Here is a 20,144-nt window from a genome sequence, read left to right as displayed (position 1 = left end):
GACGAGGAGCAACCCCCTGCGGATGAGTCTCTGGGAAGTCATTCCTTCCGTCAATAGATTCATGCTAATGAATTTCCAGGTAGAGTCCGTGCATGAGTGCGTCGGAGGCGGTGCGGGGGCAGAAGGCCCGGCATCTCGCGGAGGAGTTGCGGCGGGGGATCGCCGAGCTGCGGTGGCCGGGTGGGAAGTTGCCGACCGAGCAGCAGATCGCCGGCGAGCAGGGGGTCAGCCTCAACACCGTGCGCCGGGCGGTCGACCTGCTGGTGCAGGACGGGCTGGTCTATCGGCGGCAGGGCTCAGGGATGTACATCGCGAGCAACGAGACCGGCCCGCTGATCGGGGTCGCGGTGCCGTCGATGACCTACTACTACCCGCGGATCATCGTCGGGATCGAGCGTGAGCTGGCCAAGCAGGGTGCGCAGATGTTGTTGCGCAGTACCGAGTGGGACAGCGCCGAGGAGCGGCTGGCCGTCGACGGGCTGATCGGCGCGGGCGCGGCCGGGCTGATCCTCGCGCCCGATGGGCCGTCAGGGCTGGCCGAGCTCGAGGAGCTGGAGTTGCCGATCGTGCTCGTCGAGCGCGGCCTGGAGGATCCGGCGACGGTGCATGAGTTCGTCGGGACCAATCACGCGGCGGGCGCCCGGGCGGCACTCAAGCATCTGCGCGGCTTCGGACATACCCGGATCGCTTACCTGGAACGCGTCAGCCCGCACACTGCCCCGCAGGTCAGGGCCGGCCTGGGCGACGTACCCGTCCTGATCGACTCGCGCGACCGCTGGAGCGCGGCCGACGCCGACGAGTTCCTCGACGAGGTACTGCGTCGCAGGGCGACCGCGGTGATCTGCTTCGCCGACCGCGAGGCGACAGTACTGCTCAACGCGGCGCTCGCTCGCGGCATCGACGTACCGGGGGAGTTGTCGGTGATCAGCTACGACGACGAGGTAGCCGACCTGTCCGAAGTACCCCTGACCGCCGTCTCCCCTGCAAAACTCGAGGTTGGGCGAACCGCGGTGGAGCTACTCCGCGCCCGACTGACCGATCCCAACGCGCCACGCAGGCAGGTATCACTCGTCCCGCGCCTCGTCGTCAGGGAGTCGACCGGGCCGGTCTGACCGCCTGGCAGATGAGCAGGAGGGGTACGGGATCGCCGGGGAGGCGCCAGAAGCCGGCGTCGTCTTGGGTCATGAGGGGGTGGCGCTGGCGGAGGTCGAGAGGTAGTTCGTCCACGCGGGTCACGTGCAGGCCGGCTCGGCCGAGGGCGGTGACGAGTTTGGCGACGGTCCACGGCCAGGTGGTTTGGATGTGGGGCTGGTCCATCTCGCCGGCGTAGGTCTGCTTGACCTCGCGCTCGGTGGGTCCGCTACGGAAGTACGATCTCGTCAGGGCCAGTTCGTCGTCGAACAGCATTGCGGTCGGGTGGAAGTCGGCGACGAACAAGGTGCCGCCCGGCTTGAGGCAGCGGGCGGCCGCGCGTGCCCAGCCGTCGAGGTCGGGCAGCCAGATCAGCGTCCCGTAAGTCATCACGACGAAGTCGAAGGCGCCATCTAGTTCGCCCGGAAGCTCGTAGACGTTGGCCTGGAGGAATTGCGCGTCGATCGACAGTTCCTGTGCCAACGCGGTCGCGGCGGCGATCGACTCGGCCGAGAAGTCCACGCCGGTGACCTGAGCGCCGAGTCGGGCCCACGACAACGTGTCCAGCCCGAAGTGGCACATCAGATGCAGCAGCGATCGCCCGCGGACGTCACCGAGCGCCTCCTGCTCGAACGGCCGCAAGGAGTTCTTGCCCGCCTTGAACGACGCGACGTCATAGAACTCCGACTCGACGTGCGCCCCCGTCTGCGCATCCCAGGCCTGCTGGTTCCGCAGCATCTGCTGCTTCTCGTCCATGCCGACGAAGCTAACTTGTCAGCCGACCTCGAACCACAGGTTTGTCGCCAGCGGTACCTCCGTAGCGCTGAGCCGTTTGAGCTTGACCGTGCGCCCGCCCGGGTGGTCGAAGAGGCGGACGCCGTCACCGAGCATCACCGGCGCGACGCAGGTCAGCACCTCGTCGAGCTCGCCTGCCTCCAGGCACTGCCGAGCGATGTCCGCGCCGAGTACGTTCACGTACTTGTCACCAGCAGCCTCCTGCGCCTGCGCCAGCGCACTCGCGAAGTCGTCGACGAAGTACAGGTCGGCAGCTGAGCTCGCCGGGGGACGGTGGGTGACGACGTACTGCGGTCCGTCCCACCCACCACCGAAAGCCTTGCCCTCACCGGGGCGGCCCTTGTTCGGGTCGTCGCCGTCGAAGGTCCGTCGGCCGACCAGCAGCGATCCGATCTGCCCGATGAGGTCCCGTACCTCGGGGTTCGGGCCGAGGTACGGGGTCATCCACTGCATGTCGCCGGCCGGGCCGGCGATGAAGCCGTCCAGCGACATGGTCACCGCATAGAGCACCTTTGCCATGTTTCCTCCAAGAGTCGGTTGTCATGGAGACGAGCGACCCTGGAGAAACTCATCGCCGGCGGTCAGGCAGACTGCGGCCCCACGTCGGTGGAGGTCAGCGGGCGGTTGATCGGCGTGGCCGTGCCGTACTCGTCGGCGCCGACGTCCGCCTTGCCCGAACGGGGATTGCCGTCCAGGTCCCGGGTGACGGTGGAGTACGTCCTGCTGGCCGCGTCGATCGCCGGGCTCGACGAGGTCAGCCGCCGGACACCGTCGGAACCCGTTGCCAGCAAGGGATCCTTGCGGCTGAAACCGGAAGCAGGGATGTTGCCGTTGCCTGCGGCGCCCCAGAGCAGGTTGCCCGACCATGTGATGCCCTGCTGGAACGGCATGTCGACGAGCTGACGACCCGAGTCACCCACCAGAAGGTTGTCGGAGATCGTGCAGCCCAGCGGGGGCAGCGTCCGCATCGACTCGCCCGCGATCGCGGTACCGCAGGAAAGTACCGTGTTGAGCGCGATCGTCACCCGGTCCGGGGCGTCGTTGCCCCTCCGGCTCTCCGGTGAGTCGCTCGGCTTGTCGTCGCGTACCGATCCGCTGCCGAGCACGATCCCGGCGCCGGTCACCTTCTCGACGTAGTTGTTCACCACCAGGTGGTCGTTGCCGTACATCCGGATCCCGTTGGTGCCGTTGAGGATGAAGTTGCCCTCGACCCGCGACCGGCTGCCGTGCCGCAGCACGATCCCGCCGAGGCTGTTGCGCACAGTGTTGTCCCGGATCGTGTTGCTGCACGACTTGACCGAGATCGCCTCCGGATCGCCGTTGGCCCGCTCGAACAGGTTCTGCTCGACGATCGCGCCGGCGTCGCTCAGCGACCGGCCGCTCAGCCCGAGCCGGATCGGCTCACCGCCGTTGGAACCGCCGAAGGTGTGGTCGGAGAAGTAGTTGCGCAGGATGTGCACCCCGCGTGCCATCCCGGCCGTCCCTGGTCCTTCGACGCACAGGAAGACGCCCAGCGACGACTTGTTGTGGAAGTGGTTGCGGTCGACCTTCGAGTAGTCCGAGCGGACCATCAGCCAGTTGAGACCTTCGGTGTTCGCGAGCTGGATGTCGTTGCGGCTGATCCGCAGATGGCTGCAGCTGGTCGGCAGGTCGATCATCGTGCTCTGCCGGAACCGGAAGCCGCTGACCGTCACCCAAGACGAGTCGGCGAACGTGAAGCCCTGGCTGCCGGTGAGCGTCACTCCGCCGACCGATTCGGCCTGCACGATGATGGAGGCGGTCGAGGTGCCGTGCTTGCCCTGGATCGCGATCGGCCGTCCGGACGGTACTGCGTAAGTGCCGTTGGCCAGGGTGACTGTGTCGCCCGGGTTGGCCGCGGCGATCGCCGAGCGCAGCTGGTCGAGCGTTGTCACCCGTACTGCGCGGGCCTGGGTGACGGTCGCGCTGGCCAGGTTGGGGAGTGCGACGGCGAGGCCGGCGCCTAGGGCGGTACTGGTCAGGAATGTCCTGCGGTCCATGGTGTCCTCCGGTCGGGGCGGTGATCCGGGTGGTGAATGTGGCTCAGTCTGGGACCGCCCCGGCGCCTTCGGCAAGCGTTTGCCGGAGTGTCGTTCGGCGATGTCCCGTGGGCCGGAACGTAGTTCCAGCAAGGTTCCGCCGGGTAAGAGATGTGGGGCAGCGCAGGGCAGTTCGGGGGCAGATCGCGGGTAAGGGTGTGCTGGCGGTGTACAGAGCGAATTGCTGCGATAGCCTCCGGTAATCGCGATTTTCGGATTCGGGCGGGTGGAGATGGACGAAGGGACCGGCGGCCGGCGCAGAACCGCGCCAGACGTCGACATGCAGCGGCCGAACGATGCCCGCGTGTACGACCTTCTGCTCGGTGGCAAGGACAACTACGAGACCGATCGCCAGCTCGCCCAGCAGGTGCTCAAGGTCGCGCCGGAGATGCCCGAACTGCTGCAGGCGAACCGGCGCTGGCTCGCCGAGGTGGTCGAGCGGCTGCTCCGCGAGGCGGCCGTGGTCCAGTTCCTCGACCTCGGCTCCGGCCTGCCGACCACGGACAACACCCACGAGATCGCGGCCCGGGTGAACCCGAAGGCGAAGGTCGTCTATCTCGACAACGACCCGACGGTGATCCGGCACGGCCAGGCGCTGCTTGCCGACGACCGGCACAGCTTCTTCGCCGAGGGCGACCTTTCCGACCCGGCCGCCGTGCTGGCCAACCCGATCATCACCGGGGCGCTCAAGCTCGACCGGCCCGTCGCGGTGATCCTGTGCCTGGTGCTGCACCACATCCGTGACGCCAAGGCCGCCCGCGAGATCGTCGCCGGGTACCTGGACGCGCTGCCCTCAGGGTCGTACCTGGCGCTCACGCATCCGTGCAACCCGCGCGACGGGAGCCGGCGGGCGGAGTTCGCCACCGGGGTGGAGGAGAAGCTGCGGATCGGCTTCAAGGCCGTCACGTTCCGGACCCCGGACGAGATCGCCACCCTGTTCGACGGCCTCGAACTGCTCGACCCGGGGCTGGTCAGCCTCGGCGAATGGTGGCCGTCCCCGACCGCCACCCCGACCGGCGCCAGTCACCTGATCATGGCCGGCCTCGCCCGCAAGCCCTGATCAAATAGCTGGCCATCGCCGGCCGGCCCCTCGATGATGGCTGCATGTCTACTGCGAAGGCTGCTGCCGTTTACTGATCCGCGTTCTCCCGCGTGATCGACGACCCTGCCTAGTCGCCGGGTCCTTCAAGCGTGCAGTTTTTCCTTCTCAGGGAGCCCTATGTCGTCGCGACAGCTCGAGATCGCCTGTGACGAGTCCGGATTCACCGGAACGAACATGCTCGATCCCGGCCATGAACTCATCACCCACGCAGGCGTGCAGCTCGACCAGGAGACAGCGGCGGAGTACGCCGCCCTGATCCGCACCCGATTCCACCGCTACTCGGCCACGGAGTACAAAGCCGGCCAACTGCTCCGCAACCGGATCGCCGTCGAGTGGTTGCTCGGCACGCTCAACGGCCGGGCGACCGTGCACCTCACCGACAAGACTTACTTCACCGTCACCCGCCTGGTCGACCTGCTGATCGGCGACCCGACGTACACCGCCGGAACCAGCCTCGCGCTCGACCTTCGCCCGGTCGCCCGGACCCTGCACCGCGCCGGACCGGTCGTCTTCGGTACGACGCGTTGGCGCGCCTTCCTCGACACGTTCGTCGAGATGATGCGGCACAAGCGCTACCGCCTGATCGACGGTCCCTGGGTCGCCCATTTCCTGCAGACGCTCGACGGCATGCGCTCCGAGCGACTCGACCCGCTGATGCAACCGCTCCGCGACGCCCGCCCGCAGCTCTTCCGCGTCCTCACCGAACTTCAGGACGACCGCTCGCCGGTACCTCCGCCGCTCGAACCGTTGATCCCCGCGCTCTTCGAGACCGCCCGGCTATGGACGGCCGACGGCTCCTCGATCACGATCCTTCACGACGAGCAAAGCGCCCTCACCCAACACCGGGTAACCCGGGTCGGAGCACTCCTGCGCACGGTCTCCCAAAACCCGGAACCCCTGCGCGGCCTCACGATGCTCGACTCCCGCACCGACCCCCGGATCCAGCTGGCCGACCTCCTGGCCGGCACCGCCCGGTACCTCGCCACGGCCGAACTCCGCAACCGCGCCGACCCCCGGCTGACCGCGCTCCTCCGCCCATACCTGGCACCTACCTCCCTCTGGTCCGACCAAGCCAGCTGGCAGCGGTTGACCGGAGATCTCGTATTCCGCTAACCCCACCTCCTCTTTGTTCTTTCTTTCTGTCTGTGACGAGCCGTTGACGAACAGAGATCAGGGCTGCAACCTTTGGCTACCGTCTCGCAAAAAGCTTGCAAATCTCTGCAACTTTGAGATCCCGCCCCTCCGCCCTGAGGACACCTATGAAACGAATGCTCGGCGGCCTTGTCGCGGCCGCCCTGATCGTCATCGGCCTCGTGCCGACCGCCCCCGCAGCCTCCGCCGCCACCACGGCGGTGCTGACCAAGACCCTGACCGCCAACAGCTCACTGGGCGACTACCCGGTCGGCAACGCCGGCGACGGCAACCAGAACACGTACTGGGAGAGCACCAACAACGCCTTCCCGCAATGGATCCGCGCCGACCTCGGCAGTTCGAAAGCCGTCGACCGGGTCGTACTGAAACTCCCCGCAAGCTGGGGCGCCCGCACTCAGACGCTGGCGGTCCAGGGCAGTACCAACGGCACGACCTACTCCGACCTGGTGGCGAGCGCGGGCTACAACTTCGCGCCCGGGAGCAGCAACACCGTCACGATCACCTTCCCCGCCGCGACCACCCGGTACGTCCGGCTGAACATCACCGGCAACACCGGCTGGGCCGCCGGCCAGCTGTCCGAGTTCGAGCTCTACGGCCCGGACACCGGCGGCGACACCCAGCCACCGACCGTGCCGGGCAACCTCGCGCTCACCGAGCCGAGCTCCGGCCAGATCCGGCTCGCCTGGACCGCGTCGACCGACAATGTCGGCGTCACCGGCTACACCGTCTACCGCAACAACGCCGCCGTCACCACGGTCGCCGGCAATGTGCTCACCTTCACCGAGTCGCAGCCCGCGACGGCGACGGTCGAGTACTTCGTCCGCGCCCGCGACGCGGCCGGCAACGAGTCCGGCGACAGCAACCGCGTCCGCCGCAACGGGCAGGGCGGTGGTACCAACCTCGCCAACGGCAAGCCGGTCGAGGCGTCCTCGTCGGTCTTCGGTTTCGTCGCGACAAATGCCAACGACAACAACGTCGCCACCTACTGGGAGTCGAACGGTTTCCCGTCGACGCTGACCGTCAAGCTCGGCGCCAACGCCGACGTCAGCTCGGTCGTCGTCAAGCTCAACCCGGACCAGGCCTGGGGACCGCGGACGCAGAGCATCGAGGTGCTCGGCCGTGATCAGGGCGCCACCACCTTCACCACCTTGAAGGCGCGCGCCAACTACGACTTCAGCCCGGCCTCGGGCAACACCGTCGAGATCCCGGTCGCCGGTCGCGTCGCGGATCTGCGGCTGCAGGTCTTCAGCAACACCGGTGCACCCGGTGGTCAGGTCGCCGAACTCCAGGTGATCGGTACGCCCGCCCCGAACCCGGATCTGGTCGTCACCGCGGCCAGCTGGACCCCGGCCTCGCCCAGCGAGTCGACCCCGATCACGCTCTCGGCGACCGTGCAGAACATCGGCACGGCAGCGGCCCCGGCCAGCTCGCTCAACTTCAACCTGGGCGGCACTGTCGTCGGTACCGTCCCGGTGGGCGCTCTTGCCGCCGGCGCCTCGGCCACCGTCTCCTTCAACGCCGGTACGCGCGCCGAAGGCACGTACAGCGTGTCGGCGGTGGTCGACCCGACCAACACCGTCGTCGAGCAGAACGACACCAACAACACCTTCACTGCAGCCACTCAACTCGTGGTTGCGCAGGCGCCTGGTCCTGACCTGCAGGTCCTGAACATCACCTCCAACCCGCCGAACCCGGCCGTCGGAGCCCAGGTCACCTTCACGGTCACGGTCAACAACCGCGGTACGTCGTCAGCAGCAGCCAGTACTACGCGACTGACCGTCGGCAGCACGACCCTCACCGGCGCCACCGGAGCAATCGCGGCCGGTGCCACCGTCAACGTCGCCATCAGCGGAACGTGGACCGCGACCAGCGGGGGAGCGACCCTCACCGCGACCGCGGACTCGACCAACGCCGTCGCCGAGACCAACGAGACCAACAACTCGCTGTCCCGCGCGATCGTCGTCGGCCGTGGCGCGGCTGTCCCGTACACCTCGTACGAGGCCGAGGCCGCCAACTACACCGGCACACTGCTCACCGCGGATGCGCTCCGTACCTTCGGCCACACCAACTTCGCCACCGAATCGTCGGGGCGGCAGTCGGTCCGGCTGAACTCCACCGGGCAGTTCGTCGAGTTCACCTCGACCAACCAGACGAACTCGATCGTCGTGCGCAACTCGATCCCCGACTCGGCCAACGGTCAGGGCATCGACGCGACGCTGAGCCTCTACGTCAACGGCACGTTCGCGCAGAAGCTCAACCTGTCGTCGCACTACAGCTGGCTCTACGGCAACAGCGACGGACCGGAAGCCCTGACGAACACGCCTGGCGGCGACGCACGCCGGCTCTTCGACGAGTCGCACGCGTTGCTGTCGCAGTCCTACCCGGCTGGTACGAAGTTCAAGTTGCAGCGCGACTCGGGTGACACCGCGTCGTTCTACATCGTCGACATGATCGACCTCGAGCAGGTCGCACCCACGTTGTCCCAGCCGGCGGGGTGCACCAGCATCACGCAGTACGGGGCGATCGCCGGTGACGGCATCGATGACGCGGACGCGATCCAGCGGGCCGTCACCGACGACCAGAACGGCGTGATCAGCTGCGTCTGGATCCCGGCCGGCCAGTGGCGGCAGGAGAAGAAGATCCTCACCGACGACCCGCTGAACCGGGGTCAGTACAACCAGGTCGGGATCAGCAACGTCACGATTCGCGGCGCGGGCATGTGGTACTCGCAGCTCTACTCCACGATCGAGCCGCAGAATGCGGGCGGCATCAACCACCCGCATGAAGGCAACTTCGGCTTCGACATCGACAAGTTCACGCAGATCTCGGACATCGCGATCTTCGGGTCGGGCCGGATCCGCGGTGGTGACGGCAACGCCGAGGGTGGCGTCGGCCTGAACGGGCGGTTCGGTACCGGCACCAAGATCACCAACGTCTGGATCGAGCACGCCAACGTCGCGGTCTGGGTCGGCCGCGACTACGACAACATCCCCGACCTGTGGGGCCCGGCCGACGGGCTGGAGTTCAGCGGGATGCGGATCCGCGACATCTACGCCGACGGCATCAACTTCGCCAACGGCTCGCGCAACTCCAAGGTGTTCAACTCGTCGTTCCGGACCACGGGTGACGACTCGATGGCCGTCTGGGCCAGCAAGTACGTCAAGGACCAGTCGGTCGACATCGGCCACGACAACTCGTTCACCAACAACACCGTCCAGCTGCCCTGGCGCGCCAACGGCATCGCGATCTACGGCGGCTACGGCAACAAGATCGAGAACAACCTGATCTACGACACGATGAACTACCCCGGCATCATGCTCGCGACCGACCACGACCCGCTGCCGTTCTCCGGCACGACGCTGATCGCGAACAACGGCCTGTACCGCACCGGCGGCGCGTTCTGGAACGAGGACCAGGAGTTCGGCGCGATCACCCTGTTCCCGTCCAACCTGCCGATCCCCGGCGTCACCATCCGCGACACCGACATCTACGACTCCACCTACGACGGAATCCAGTTCAAGACCGGCGGCGGCGAAATGCCCAACGTCGCGATCACCAACGTCCGGATCGACAAGTCCAACAACGGCTCCGGCATCCTCGCCATGGGCGGCGCCCGCGGCAACGCCAACCTCACCAACGTCGTCATCACCAACTCCCGCGACGGCGACATCCTCAAGGAACCCGGCTCGACCTTCGTCTTCTCGGGCCAGTAACACCTCCGCCGGCCCCCGGACCCGGTCTGCCCACCGGGTCCGGGGGCTCGGTGCTGTGGATCGCGTCGCTTGGTCCGCCGCCAACCGGTTTACCCAACCCACGCGACTGTTGATCGCGTCGCCGGGCCCCCACCATCCGCTCTACCCACTCCAAGTGACTGTGGATCGCGTCGCCGGGCTGCTTGAGTGTCCTGGTCGTGGCGGTGGGTATCAAGGGCGCTTCGCGTCCCTTCGGGATCGAACAAGTTCGACCCTTGACACCCACCGCCACGACCAGGGAAGGACGCAGCTATCCCGGAGCCGCTGAGAAGTACGGCAACAAATGAACGACGGGGACACCGCCAACGCCCGGCGGACCCGTGTTGCGGCCCGGGACGAGCACGGCTGGTCCTGTGGGGTGGGGCAGCGCCGGGCCGGCGTCCTGTTGGGGTGGCCACTGGCAGGTTTTCGGGCCGCTGGCGTCAAGCATCACGCCAGCGGCCCCAAACCCCGCCAGTCGACCCCGAAATCACCGCACTGAACCGGTTCGGGGAGGATCCTGCCCGAGACCCGGGAGACATTTACCCCGATGCCGGGGTGCAACCCTCCCGAAAACCCTTATCCGGAAGGGATTTCCCTCCCCAATCGCCCGCCCCGGACCGCCACCACTCACCAACCCCCGCAAACGACCCCGACACGCCCAAGCAAGCGCATTCCCGGCAGCTTGTGAAGTGCTGGCGATCCGCCCGTTGCCCTCAGCAACCAAATTCACCCCCCTGCCGTCGCCACCCCTCAACCCGGCCGGCCATGCCGTCGTCACCCCGGCACACGACCCACCTTGCCGAAGTCCTCGTCGGCTCAGACCCCTCCGCGGGATCCCGATAGCTGCATCCTCTCGACTAGGACACTCCCGCAGCGGAGACCGCGAACCACAGTCGTCCTTACCGCAGCAACCACGCAACCAGACCACCCCGCAATCCACAGCACCAACGGACCCCTCGGGCAGGATGACGGGGAGCATCGGTGGAAGGGGAGTACTGGGATGAGTGTCTGCATCGTCACGGGCGGGGGTGGGCCGCGGATCGGGAACGGGATCTGCCGGGCGTTGTCGGCCAAGGGGTGGACTGTGGTGGTTGCTGATCAGGAGTTGGCGGCGGCTGAGGCTGTTGCTGAGGAGTTGCGGGGTGCGGGTGGGAAGGCCTTGGCGATGGAGCTCGACGTGACTGATGCTGAGTCGGTTCGGGCGGTTGTGGCGGCGACGGTTGCTGAGTTCGGGACTGTTGACGGGTTGGTGAACAGCGCTGGGGTGGGGCTGCGGAAGGATGGAGCCGAGGCGACTCCAGAGGAGTTTGATCGGGTTAATGGGATCAACTACCGGGGGCCTTGGACCTGTATCAGGGAAGTTGTGCCGGTGATGGTGGAGAACGGTGGCGGGAGCATCGTCAATATCGGGTCGGTGCATGCGGCGGGGGCGGCTGAGACGTTCACGCTGTATGCGGGGACCAAGGCCGCGTTGGCTGCGTTGAGTCGGGGGATCGCGCGGGACTACGGGCGGCGCGGGATTCGGTGCAACATCGTGCATCCGGGGGCGGTCGAGGTCCGGGGGAACGAGCACGTGCTGGATGAGTTCGTCGCCAAGCAGCAGATGTTGCCGGATGCGGTGGAGGCGATCGACATCGGGAATGCCGTCGCCTTCCTGTTGTCGGCGGAGGCGCGGGCGATTACCGGGGTTGAGCTGTTTGTCGACGCCGGTACTACGGCGATGCTTTTCTCCAACGGGTTCACCGACTGAACCCGCTTTGCGTGGGGGAGGGTGACGATGACGCTCAAGCGTTACGGCGTACTGGTGGGGACCGTGATCGGGCGGCGGGCCGAGGGTGGGGTGGACTCGCCGCATTTCCAGGTGCATGTGCGGGGCGGCGGTACGGAGTACCGGGTGGCGGTGAATGTGTTGTCGCAGCAGTCGCCGTCGGAGCTGCTCTACCTGGCGGTGGAGGACTTCCAGCATCCGGTGCTGGATTCATTGCGGACCGTTCCGGATGGCTTCACCGATCTGGACAGCGTCGGCGGGGGAGCGGCGCTCGACTACATCCGGGGCAACCTGTTCGACCGGTCGCAGCTGCGGCCGATGCCGGCGACAGTGCCCGGACCGGACAACGATCTCGCCGACCGGCTGGAGTTCTTCACCGCCCGCGCGCTCGCCGATCCGGGGGCCCGGATCTATGCGATCGGTGAGCGCTGGGGGCCGGAGGGCGGCGTACCGGACAAGATCTTCGGCTTCTCGCCGGGCAACGGCGTGCACGACATCCACATGAATCAAGGCAACAACGGGTCGTTCACGAAGGACGACGGGGTGTGGCAGGACGGTGGGCTGCTGTTCCAGTTCGCGGATCAGTGGGTGGCGATCTTCCTCGCCTTCCAGAGCCAGACCTGGCACACCGACGACACCACCGGCCATGCGCTGCCGGGTGAGCCGGGACCGATTCCGGGCCCGGCCGACCCGCATCGCTCGCTCCGCATCATCGCCGCGCTGGTCAACCCGATCGGCCCGGCACCCGAGCCAGAGTCGGTCACTCTGATCAACCCAGGTGCGGCGCCGATCGACCTCGGCAGCTGGTTCCTCGTCGATCGACTCGGCCAACGGATGCAGCTCGCGGCTCAGGAGTTGCCGGCCGGCGATGCTCTGCGGATCGCTCTGCGGGCACCCGTCCAGCTCGGCAACCGAGGCGGCACCCTGACCCTCCTCGACCCGAACGGCCTCAAGGTCGACGGCATCTCCTACACGAAGGAGCAGGTGGCGGAGGAGGGTTTCTCGCTCGTCTTCTGAGAGCTTCAGCGGGTGTAGCTGCGGGCGACGTCGACCCCGACCACGGCGGGCTGACCGGCCGGCTCGGGGCCGAGCGCCTTGGCGAGGGCCGGGCCGAGACGGTCGGCGAAGAAGCGGTCGGCGGCGTCCTTGGACTCCCACAGGGTGACGACACGCAGGCCGTCGGCGGCGGTTCCGACGTACCGGGCCTGGAGGCCTTCGGGTTCGGTACCGATGTTCTCCATCACCTTGTCGAACTGGTCGATCGAGGCGAACGGCGGGGTGGCGATCGCGATCCACTGCATGGCTTGCTCCTCTGTTCGGGTGGCCGTTGCGGCCACACGAATCACGCTAGGAGCCGGCCGGCCGGCGCGAATCCGCCGAATCACTCATCGCGGTACTCAACTGCCCGCGGGTCGCCCAGGTGGCGATCTGGCTGCGGGTGGTGAAACCGAGTTTGGTGAGGATGTGCTGGACGTGGTTCTGCGCGGTCCGCTCGGACAGCACCAGCCGGGTCGCGATCTGCCGGTTCGTGAGGCCCTCGGCGACGAGCGCTGCCACCTCGGTCTCCCGGGTGCTCAGCACCGGCTCGTCCGCGATGTACGCCGTCATCCCGAGCGAGTTGATGAGTCGTGCCGCGTCCCGCGAGTGGGATTCGGCGTCGGCCCGGTCGCCAGGGCGGTTGCGCTCGAGAAGGGTCCGGGCGAGGTGGTACTGCGCTTCCGCGACGAACCCCGGCGCACCCGCGCAACCAGCCTGGTGGACTGCGGCGGTCAGGTCGTCGACGGCATCGTCCAGTCGCCCGAGTACTGCGGCGCCGCGACCGAGCGTCAGCTCGACAGGACCCAGATACGCGACGCCGTTGCCGACCGCGTGCTCACCCCGGAACGGTTCGAGCCGGCGCAGGAGTTCCGCGAGGTCGTCGTACCGGCCGATGCCGGCGCAGGCGAGAGCGGCGTACACATACCCGGGCAAGGTGAAGAAGACGGGCAGAGACCAGGTATCGAGCGGACCAGCCTGCCGGTACGACGCGGCCGCCTCGCTCGTGAGTCCTGCACAGGTCTGGAGGTACGCACGCGACAAGTGAGCCATCGTCGCGAACCGAGGCGGCGGGTCGAACGCCTGCCTGGCGACCTCGGGGCTGACTCCGACGTGACCGGCCAGAGCAGCAAGCAGGGCGAAGTACGCGCCGGTGGCGGGTGCCTTCTCGATCACCCGCATCCGCTCGAACCCGCGGCGGGCGATCGCGGCAGCCTCGTCGTAGCGCCCACGAGCCTGGGCCACGCAGGCAGCGACGCGATCATGGTGCCATGCGCTGACTGGGCCGCCTACTCGCTCGACCGCGACCTCCAGCGCAGGCAACTCCTCCGCCGCAGCCGCCAGTCGACCACTCTCGATCAGGGCGTCGAGCCGCCAGAGCTCACCCCACATGGCCGAGCGAGGCTTGCCGGTTCGCTGTGCGAGCTCGAGCATTTCTGTTGCCAAAAGCAACCTCTCGGCGCGACCGGCTGGGCCTGGACAGGACTCCTGCCGAGCATGCAGCGCATCAGCGAGCGCCTGCTCGGCGAGTGCTTGGCTGTCGAGCGCTTGGCCGACAGTCGGCTGGTTGGCGGTTGCCTGGCGGGCTAGGTCGAGGGCTGCTCGGCTGAGTTCGTCCGTGCGGTCCTGCTCGCCGTCGTAGAAGGCGAGGTGGCTGCGCTGGGCCAGCAGCCTCGCCCTGGTCGCCTCGCCCACCTGACCGGCCATCGCTTCCTCGCACAGGCGCTTGGCGACGGTGTTGATCCCGGGATCGGGGACGGCCTCGAGAACGAGCGCCGCCTCGGCCCGCTGCTCATCATCCAGGGCGGCCGCCGCGGCCTCGGTCGCCGCCGCCACACAGGTCTGCAGATCCCCGGCCAGCCGGGCCGCACGGCCGAGTACTACTTGCCGTTGGCAACGTTTGGCGGACTCCATGGGCGCGATCTCCCAGGCGGCCTGGTAGAGCCGCACGCCCTCCTCGTACGCCAGCCGCCGGACCGCCTCGTCGGCAGCCAGAGTCAACCAGTACTGCGCGATCGCACCTTCCCCGTACTGCGCCAAGTGCGCCCGATGCCGGGCGATCTCGACCAGATGCTCACTCAGATCGCCCGCATGCTGCCGTTCCAACGCCTCCGCGATCCCGCGATGGAGAGCGGCCCGTTCGGCGGTACCGAGCGAAGCCGCCACCGCGTCGCGGGTCAGCGCATGGCTGAACCGTCCCGGCTGAACCAGGAATCCGAAGGCGATGGCCTCGTCGGTGAGCGGCAAGCAGTCTTCAACGGTGAAGCCCAATACGGCGGCAACTGTCGTCAGCTGGAAGTCGCGGCCGACGATCGCCGCCGTCTGCACCATCCGCCGGCAGTCACCACTGACCCGGTCGAGCCGGCCCGCAACGATGTCGAGCACCGTCCGAGGCGGCCTGTCCGGCTGCCACGAGCGGTCCGCGATCGCCCGTCCTACCTCGGTGACGAACAGCGGGTTGCCGCCGGTGACCTGGAAGACCTGCTCAGCCTGCCCCGTCGACGCCATGGGGAGTTGCTCCCGGACGGCTGCGAGATCGAGCCCCCGGAGCTCCAGTCGCTCGGCAGGCAGCTCGGCGAGCACGCGTGCGCTCCCCGGCTCGCCTAGTCGATGGGTGGCGAGCACTAGTACCGGCATGTCGCTCAGCTGGGCCGCGAGATGCCGCAGTACCAGCAGGGAGGGCTCATCAGCGCGGTGAACGTCGTCCAGCAGGATCACCAGCCCCTGCGCCTCCGCTGCCTGCGCTATGGCCTCAGAGACCGCCTCGAACAGGCGGAACCGGTCACCCGCCTCTCCCGCGAGCACCTGGTCGGCATCGACCTTCAACCCGCGCAGTACCTGCCGCCACGGCCAGTACGCCGGCGCGCCCTCGCCCTCGACGCAGCGCCCCCAGGCAACAGCGGTACCGGCCGCTAGTGCCACCCCGGCGAACTCCTGCGCCAACCGGGTCTTCCCGATCCCCGCCTCGCCCCCGCACACCACCAGCCGCCCTCGGCCGCCGCGCGCGTCATCGAGCCACCCGCGCAACGCCCCGAGCTCCCGCCCCCGTCCCACAATCCCCATTCGCTCAGCATCGCCCAACCCTCGGTACTTCGGGAAGCCCAGTGAACCGTCGCTTGTGTGGTCGGTCAGACTTACGCGGTGAAACGGTTCCTGCGGCGGGCTCTCATCGTCATCGTCGTATTCCTGCTGGTCGTCACGGTCGGGTCGCTGACGTACAACGCCTTCACCGGCGGCACGGAGCCGGCGCCGGAAGGGCTGAAGTTCGTGCAGGCCGGTGACGTCAACACCCGCTACGACAGCTGGGGCACGACCGGTACTCCGGTGGTACTCGTGCACGGCTCGGTGGAGTCGGTCGACACCTGGTCGCGGCTGGTGCCGTTGCTGGCCAAGACGCATCGGGTCTACGCGTACGACATCACGGGCTACGGGTACAGCGAGCGCAAGGCGCCGTACACGGTCGAGCATCTCGCCGGGCAGCTGCTCGGTTTCCTGGATGCGATGCATCTTGGGGGCCCTGGGCAACCACGCCCGGTGCTGGTCGGGCACTCGCTCGGCGCGGGGATCGCGGCCGAGGCGACGCTGGAGCAGCCGGGGCGGATCGGCGGGCTGATGTTCCTCGACGGCGACGGGCTGCCGCTTCCGGGTGGTGCGCCGCCGACGGGCGTGATCGTGCCGCCGTACCGGACGACGTTGTTCCGGATGGTGCTGGGGTCCGACTGGCTGCTCAGGCGGATCTACAAGTCGACGTGTGGGCCGTCATGTCCGCCGATGGACGTCGAGCAGTGGGTCCGGCCGTTCCGTCAACCGGGTGCCGAGAAGGCCGTCTGGCAGATGACGGCGCACGGGATTCCCTCAGTACCGGCTGATCGGTTGGCGGGGCTGCGCGAGGTACCGGTTCCTACTTCGGTGGTTTTCGGTGCACGGGATACCAACGGCGGCAACGCTGTCGAGACGGCCGAGCGGATCGGTGCGCCTGCGCCGACGCTCATCCCGGACGCCAACCACCTGACGCTGATCTCCAACCCGGCCGAGATCACCACCGCAGTGAACGCGCTCGCGGCCCGCAGCGCCTGAGCGCTGCTGGGAGAGCGTTCAGGCTCCGGAGAGCTGGAGGTTCGTGGCTGCGGCGGTCAGGACGATGGACTGGCCTTCGATGGCCACCTGCTGAAGAGTGGCCTTGAACGGCAGCTCCGGTACGACGATGCCGCGCGACAGGATCGCGCCGACCGTGCCGCGGAGTTGCTGGGGGATGCCTTGCAGGGTGCTCTCGTCGACGACCAGTCCGATCCGGCCGTTGCGTGCCTCGGGCCGTACCGTGGCGGAGACGTTCATGCCCTGAATGGTCGCCTTGGCCACCAGGTTGCCGCTGACGGTTTGCAGAGTGAGCTTGTCGATACCCCTGGTGTTCGCGGTGAGCTTCGCGAGGGCCGATGGGGACAGGCGCAGCTTGACGTCGGCCCTGTCCACCGTGACGGCGGCGCTCCGGTCGCCGGTCAGCGCTTCGCGAGGTACGTGGATGCCGTGCATGTCCACGGTCAGATCCTCGGCCGCGATCTTCTCGATCTCCGGCTCGCGCATAGTCATCGTGACCTGGTCGAACTTGCTCCTGGCCAACTGCGGCAGGAAGCCGAAGCCCCCGATCTCCACCTTGGTCTCGGCCGCGGTGACGTCGTACTTCGCTGCCTCGTCGGCCGCCGACTTGGCCAGCTGGCCCTCGGCGAGCGACTCACCGATCCGGTCGGCGGCGACGGCGAGGCCGGCGAGGATCAACAGGACGACGATCAGCGCGCGGAGTACCCGGCGTGGTCTTCTGGAGCTCATGCAGGCAGAGCCTAGTGTCCGGGTCCTAACCCCGTCGGCCGCCCTGGTGCCAGCGATGATGCCGCGCCGGTCCGCTGAACATCGCGACCCAGAACAGCATCCAGAGCAACCACGGTGCTGCCAGTACGACCGCTGAGGCGACCAGGCCGATCATGAGGACCGGGATGACGAACATCAGCGGGGACGGCGGCCCCGGCCGGCTGCGTCTCGGCCGGCCCGGATGGGCCGACTCCAGCTCTGGGAGGTCGGCGAAGAGGAGCTCGACCTCGTCGGCGTACCGGGCCTTGGTCGCCTGGTCGCTGCGCTCCTCGAACTCCTCTTGCGTCAGCCGGCCGGCGACGAAGTGATCGCTCAACTGCTCGACCGCCCTGTCGCGCTCGGCGTCACCGATGCGGAGCGAACCTCTGGCGGGGAGGTATCCGCTCATGACCGGTCGCTGTCGTCGTCATCCGCGAGGATGGAGTAGAGCGTGCGGCGCAAGGTGATCAACGCGTCCCGCGCCTTCGCCTGCTGCTCGGTCGAGCCGGCCGCCATGATCTGCCACATCGCGGTCGCGACCTGCCCGAGGATCGGCTTCAGCCCGTTCTCGTCCTCGTCCTGCGCCGACATCGCCTCCCACGGAGCCGAGACCTCGTCGGCGTGCTCGGCGACGTACGTGCGACCCTCGTCGGTCAGCGTGAACGTCCGCCGCCCGGTCGCCGCGTCGGCCGTCACCAGCCCCTCGTCCTCGAGCTGCTGCAAGGTCGGATAAATCGAACCAGGGCTGGGCTTCCAGACCCCACCACTGCGCTCGGCGACCTCCTGAATGATCTGGTAACCATTCATCGGCTGCTCCGCCAGTACGGCGAGAATCGCCGCCCGTACGTCGCCTCGCCGAGCCTTCGGACCCCGGCTGAACCCACGCGGCCCGCCGCCCCACTGCGGCCCGCCGAACATCCCCCACGGGTTCTGCCCGCCGAACGGATGCCCACCGAACGTCTGCTGCCCACCACGCCGGCCACGCTGCCCGGTCATCGCCGCGCGCAGCTCTTCCTTCAACTGCTCGAACCCGTCACAATCCAGCCGCCCGAACCCGGGCCACCCACCGACAAACGCCGAACCCGTCATCCCAACCACTCCTCACCGAGCCATCACGATAATCCGACGATATATCGCGATCACCGGCCACCCAAGGAGTTCGTCAGCTCTCAGCAACCTCTTACCCAGCCTTGCTACCGTCGGTGACTCCCTCCAAGCCGACTACGACTGAAGGGTCACACCATGAGCTTCTTCGACAGCCTCAAGGACAAGGCTTCCGAACTCCTCCAAACCGCCACCGAAAAGGTCACCGACGCCACCGGCGTAGACCTGGGCGGCGTCACCGACAAGATCACCGAGACCACCGGCGTAGACGTAACAGGCGCAGCCGACCAGGCCACCCAATCCGCCGAAGACCTCACCACCCAAGCCCAGGACCATGCCAACGCGGCCGGCGACCAACTAGCCGAAACCACCGGCATCGACGTACCGACCGAGAACCTGACCGACCAGGCAACCGACAAACTCGGCGACATCACCGGCCGCTGACCGTCACAGGCCGGCATCGTCGTAGGCGACGATGCCGGTCGGGCGGCGGCTGCTAGGCAGATGTAGGGGATGAAGGAGTCGTAGCGGTTCTCGAAGACTCGGTTGCGGGTTGCTTCGAAGAGTTCTCGGGCTCGGGGGAGGTTGCCGAGGTTGAGTTCGGTGAAGGCGAGGTTGTGGTACTCCGAGTTGGCGGTCTCGTGTTGGCCGAGGGACTCGTTGAGGTCGATGTTGGCGAGGTACAGCTCCTTCGCCCGCGGGAAGTCGCCGGTCATGCGGGTTACGCCGGCCAGGACGTGGCGGGGGCGTTCCTCGAGCCGCTTCTCACCGGACCGTACTGCGATCGCCAGCGCCTCGGTCGCCAGTTCGCGGGCTCGTGGCAGGTCGCCGTCGCGGATGGCGACTCGGCTCATCGCGTAGACGGCTTCGACCTCGCCGGCGGGATCGCCGGCGGCGCGAGCGCGCTCGACCTCAGCGGCGGCCATGCGTAGTACCGCCGCGCTGTCGCCCCGCCGGAACGCCCCGCGTACTTCTGCCTCGAAGGTCATTCGAAGCTCGGTGGGAATCGATGGACTTCTTGTGGCCAGTCGAGCGCGACGGCGAGTCGTCCTGCCCAGAGCCGGGCGGCCGCGTCGTCGGGGACCTCGATCACGCAGAATCCGCCGAGGTGCTCCTTGGTCTCGACGTACGGTCCGTCGGTGAAGACCGGCTCACCGTCCTGCGCGGTGACGCTGCAGAGCACCGTCGAAGCGTCCAGAGCGCCGTTGCTGAAGACGAAGACGCCTTGCGCCTGCATGTCGTCGATCACGGGTCGCACCGCGGTGGACTTCGCACGGATCTGCTCCGGCGTGTGCTCGGGCACCCACTCGTCGTTGAAGCTGATCAGGTACTGACTCATCGTCGTCTCCTCTCGGGGCAACGGCTGCCCACACCATCTCCACGAACGGCCGTGCGCCGATCCGACACCGCTCCAGAAACTAGTT

General features: G+C 67.7%; 17 protein-coding genes. 7 read left to right on the top strand and 10 right to left on the bottom strand.

What is annotated here, in order from left to right; translation table 11 throughout:
- Window positions 1–92: 92 nt before the first annotated feature.
- Window positions 93–1,112, top strand: coding sequence for a substrate-binding domain-containing protein (locus AB0M15_RS00645; protein ID WP_363812484.1), 1,020 nt, complete (start codon window positions 93–95; stop codon window positions 1,110–1,112).
- Here the strand turns inward: AB0M15_RS00645 and AB0M15_RS00640 are convergent.
- The 3 genes from AB0M15_RS00640 to AB0M15_RS00630 form a co-directional block, all read right to left on the bottom strand.
- Window positions 1,087–1,887 (bottom strand): methyltransferase domain-containing protein, encoded by an 801-nt coding sequence (locus AB0M15_RS00640; RefSeq protein WP_363812482.1) that lies wholly within the window; start codon window positions 1,885–1,887, stop codon window positions 1,087–1,089. The two genes, AB0M15_RS00645 and AB0M15_RS00640, sit on opposite strands and share 26 nt — an antisense overlap.
- Window positions 1,888–1,905: 18 nt before the next feature.
- On the bottom strand, window positions 1,906–2,445 hold the full coding sequence (locus AB0M15_RS00635) for a dihydrofolate reductase family protein (RefSeq protein ID WP_363812480.1): 540 nt from the start codon (window positions 2,443–2,445) through the stop codon (window positions 1,906–1,908).
- Window positions 2,446–2,507: 62 nt separating this feature from the next.
- The gene (locus AB0M15_RS00630; protein WP_363812478.1) at window positions 2,508–3,944 is read right to left on the bottom strand and encodes a polysaccharide lyase 6 family protein; all 1,437 of its coding nucleotides are present in this window, start codon (window positions 3,942–3,944) and stop codon (window positions 2,508–2,510) included.
- 271 nt (window positions 3,945–4,215) lie between these two features.
- On the opposite strand from AB0M15_RS00630, the gene AB0M15_RS00625 reads away from it, so the two are divergent.
- From AB0M15_RS00625 to AB0M15_RS00605, 5 genes are all read left to right on the top strand, one after another.
- On the top strand, window positions 4,216–5,043 hold the full coding sequence (locus tag AB0M15_RS00625) for an SAM-dependent methyltransferase (RefSeq protein ID WP_363812476.1): 828 nt from the start codon (window positions 4,216–4,218) through the stop codon (window positions 5,041–5,043).
- 159 nt (window positions 5,044–5,202) lie between these two features.
- Window positions 5,203–6,198, top strand: a complete 996-nt coding sequence (locus AB0M15_RS00620; RefSeq protein WP_363812474.1) for a hypothetical protein — start codon at window positions 5,203–5,205, stop codon at window positions 6,196–6,198.
- 146 nt (window positions 6,199–6,344) lie between these two features.
- Window positions 6,345–9,950, top strand: a complete 3,606-nt coding sequence (locus tag AB0M15_RS00615; RefSeq protein ID WP_363812473.1) for a CARDB domain-containing protein — start codon at window positions 6,345–6,347, stop codon at window positions 9,948–9,950.
- Between the two features lie 1,021 nt (window positions 9,951–10,971).
- On the top strand, window positions 10,972–11,721 hold the full coding sequence (locus tag AB0M15_RS00610) for an SDR family oxidoreductase (protein WP_363812471.1): 750 nt from the start codon (window positions 10,972–10,974) through the stop codon (window positions 11,719–11,721).
- Window positions 11,722–11,748: 27 nt separating this feature from the next.
- On the top strand, window positions 11,749–12,756 hold the full coding sequence (locus AB0M15_RS00605; RefSeq protein ID WP_363812470.1) for a DUF2278 family protein: 1,008 nt from the start codon (window positions 11,749–11,751) through the stop codon (window positions 12,754–12,756).
- Between the two features lie 5 nt (window positions 12,757–12,761).
- Here the strand turns inward: AB0M15_RS00605 and AB0M15_RS00600 are convergent, their stop codons facing one another.
- Window positions 12,762–13,040 (bottom strand): hypothetical protein, encoded by a 279-nt coding sequence (locus AB0M15_RS00600; RefSeq protein ID WP_363812468.1) that lies wholly within the window; start codon window positions 13,038–13,040, stop codon window positions 12,762–12,764.
- A 46-nt stretch (window positions 13,041–13,086) separates the two neighbouring features.
- Window positions 13,087–15,837 (bottom strand): AAA family ATPase, encoded by a 2,751-nt coding sequence (locus AB0M15_RS00595; protein ID WP_363812467.1) that lies wholly within the window; start codon window positions 15,835–15,837, stop codon window positions 13,087–13,089.
- A 78-nt stretch (window positions 15,838–15,915) separates the two neighbouring features.
- Between AB0M15_RS00595 and AB0M15_RS00590 the strand changes: the two genes are divergently transcribed.
- Window positions 15,916–16,851: an alpha/beta hydrolase gene (locus AB0M15_RS00590; RefSeq protein WP_363812465.1), complete on the top strand. Its 936-nt coding sequence runs from the start codon at window positions 15,916–15,918 to the stop codon at window positions 16,849–16,851.
- 18 nt (window positions 16,852–16,869) lie between these two features.
- Here the strand turns inward: AB0M15_RS00590 and AB0M15_RS00585 are convergent, their stop codons facing one another.
- The 5 genes from AB0M15_RS00585 to AB0M15_RS00565 form a co-directional block, all read right to left on the bottom strand.
- Window positions 16,870–17,598 carry a DUF2993 domain-containing protein gene (locus tag AB0M15_RS00585; RefSeq protein ID WP_363812463.1) on the bottom strand — a complete coding sequence of 243 codons (729 nt, stop codon included), beginning with the start codon at window positions 17,596–17,598 and terminating at the stop codon, window positions 16,870–16,872.
- A gap of 25 nt (window positions 17,599–17,623) precedes the next feature.
- Entirely contained in the window at window positions 17,624–18,025 is a 402-nt protein-coding gene (locus tag AB0M15_RS00580) for a DUF1707 domain-containing protein (protein WP_363812461.1), read from the bottom strand.
- Entirely contained in the window at window positions 18,022–18,705 is a 684-nt protein-coding gene (locus tag AB0M15_RS00575; RefSeq protein WP_363812459.1) for a PadR family transcriptional regulator, read from the bottom strand. Before AB0M15_RS00575 ends, AB0M15_RS00580 begins: the two co-directional genes overlap by 4 nt.
- Window positions 18,706–18,851: 146 nt before the next feature.
- Entirely contained in the window at window positions 18,852–19,709 is an 858-nt protein-coding gene (locus tag AB0M15_RS00570; RefSeq protein WP_363812457.1) for a tetratricopeptide repeat protein, read from the bottom strand.
- Entirely contained in the window at window positions 19,706–20,059 is a 354-nt protein-coding gene (locus tag AB0M15_RS00565) for a YciI family protein (RefSeq protein WP_363812455.1), read from the bottom strand. The genes AB0M15_RS00570 and AB0M15_RS00565 overlap by 4 nt, the downstream gene beginning before the upstream one ends.
- Between the last annotated feature and the right edge of the window lie 85 nt (window positions 20,060–20,144).

This window comes from Kribbella sp. NPDC051718 (genome assembly GCF_040681515.1).
GTDB lineage: Bacteria > Actinomycetota > Actinomycetes > Propionibacteriales > Kribbellaceae > Kribbella.
This window is presented reverse-complemented; position numbering and strand designations above follow the sequence as displayed.